Source organism: Eudoraea sp., assembly GCF_049665975.1.
Taxonomy (GTDB): Bacteria; Bacteroidota; Bacteroidia; order Flavobacteriales; family Flavobacteriaceae; genus Eudoraea.
Map to the genome: position 1 here is coordinate 1 of NZ_JBATGR010000509.1, position 2,481 is coordinate 2,481.

Annotated in this window: 1 protein-coding gene and 1 pseudogene; both read left to right on the forward strand. The window is 37.8% G+C overall.

Features of this window, described 5'->3' with window-relative positions; translation table 11 throughout:
* On the forward strand, positions 1-1,846 hold a 1,846-nt coding region (locus tag WBN20_RS16200), incomplete at its 5' end, for a LuxR C-terminal-related transcriptional regulator (protein WP_424282436.1).
* 120 nt (positions 1,847-1,966) lie between these two features.
* A pseudogene (locus WBN20_RS16205) lies at positions 1,967-2,481 on the forward strand (hypothetical protein); the annotation flags it as partial.

Sequence of the window (2,481 nt, forward strand, 5' to 3'; positions counted from 1 at the left end):
TGACCATGCCATAAAGAATGGCCAAGAATTTATAGACGGGCTTTTAAAAACTAACTTATTTGTTATACCACTGGATGCGGAGCACAAGTGGTTTCGTTACCATCATTTTTTTCAGGAGTTGTTGCAAAGAGAGTTTAAAAAAAGGAAATGTATAAATAATATTGACAGGTTTCATTTCCTGGTCTGCCAATGGTTTGAAAAGAACCTATTAATTTTGGAAGCAGTGAAGTATGCTGATATTGTAAAGGATTATGAACTTGCTGCCGATATCCTGGAACGACAAAAGAATTATTTATACAATCTGGACGATTCGAAAAACCTGGAACATTTACTATCCTACAGTCCGCCAGAAATTGTTGAACAACGATTACCATTGATTTTAGCCAAGATTCTGACAATCAGTTCTAAATTTGATTTAGTGGGAATGGAACCATATCTGGATAAATGTGAGACATTGATTGGAGATCCTCCAAGAGAGGATGAACACTATGGCGAATGGTGCTACCATAAAGGGTTTATGACTTCCTATATACAGGAAGACCAAACAGCAGTAATAAAATATTTCACTAAAGCAATAGAACTTTTGCCCAGGGAACCAATGGGTATGATTAGGGCTGAGGCTGAATTGCAGATTGAAGTGTCAAGGCATATGACAGGGCAGGGAACAAAAGCCCTGAACAATATAAATAACCGGCTCTCACAATATTACCCGAAACAAGGCATTTTATGGGAAAGGCTTATGTTTGGATTGAGTTTAATTCATTTACTGGACGGAAGACTTTCCTATGCCTACAGGGAAGCCCTTGTACTTAATGAATACACAAAGAAAAATGACCTCTTATATGTAGAAACCTGGAGCTCTTCAATTTTGGGAGTTGTTGCCTTGCATAAATTAGAATTGAATAAATCAGAAGAGTTTTTTAAACGGGTAGTTAAACTTCAATATTTAGCATTTGACAGGGTGGCTGTGGATTGTATAGCCGGACTTGCCATTACCTACCATTTTCAACGTGAATTTGGGAAATCACTGGAGACCTTAAAAATTTTGTTCGACTATGCCAGCAGGACTAATAATCCGGAACATTTACATTTGCTAAATGCATTTGAGGCCCGCTTAAATTTGTTATCCGGAAAAAATTCGGAGGCCTTAAATTGGTTGAGGACATTTGAAATGCCGGTACAAATCTCAAGCATGATTTATTTCTTTGCCAATCCGGTAGTTACGGCATGCAGGGTAAGTTTAGCGCTCGGGAGCAAAGACGAAATAAAAAAGACGGTCGAGCAACTCGAAGAATTGCATACAGGCACAAAAAAATTGAATTATAAGTGCCAGTCTATAGATATTAGAATATTGCTGGCTCTTGGTTATGAAAAATCAGGGAGGAAAGAAAAAGCCCTGGCTACCCTAAGAAAAGTCATTAAAACTACCGCCCTAAATGACTGGATAAGACCATATGTTGAAGCCGGTCCAATTATTATCTCCTTACTTTCTGAGTTACAACTAATAGAACCTTTGGCAGATGAATTAAACCATGTTCAGGCCATTAAAAAATCGTACTTAGCGATTAATGAAGAGGTAGAACCAGAGGACATTGTTTTGGAAACTAACGCAGGTAAAAAGGAAGGAGACCTGCCTTTAGCTTCAAATCCTGTTTCTCATCGGGAGCATGAAATTATTAAATTGGTCTTAAAGGGATTTAGAAACAAAGAAATTGCTGCCGATCTGTATATTTCAGAGAATACAGTAAAGAAACACCTCTATAATATTTATCAGAAATTTGAAATCAATAACAGAACTTCCCTGGTTGATATATTCAAAAAACTGGAAATTAGTAAAGAATCTTAAATTCTTCTTTTTTTCTTAGTAAGGCCCCCATAATTAAGGAATATTACACTTTTTTAAAACTAAAGTAGTATTGACTTTACTACACTTTTAGAGTTATTTTTACTTACGAAATTGACAACTATGCCTTTATGTGACTTTTGCTTCAAGCAAACCTTGGCTTTTGTAGTAAATTATACCGGACTACCGGCACGTTCGTTCTATGTTCTGATAATTACTTTAATTTCTTTTAATCCAGCCGTTGAGGCTCAACAGGTTTCTCCTTTTCAGACAGGACATTATTCACCTGTCTTTTCTAATGTTCGGGATATGGCCAGAGGAGCACCAGGACTGGCGATAGTATGGTACAACCAATACATGTTTAGCAACAAATACGCCGATAGAGATGGGAATCTTTATAGTGACATTCCTCTGGATTATTTTTTCCCTGAATTACCGGCTGTAGATTTAAATGTAGAATTAGGTTCATTTGCCACAGTACCTGCCATTTTTTACGGGCTGCCCAAGCCCATACTGGGGGGTGCCCAATGGATGATCGGAGTGGTGCCCAGCTATATACGGGCAGATGCCTCCATAATTACGGATCAACGTGGAGGTGTTATAAATACTGACCTGAACCAGGAGGCTTCAGCTACCTT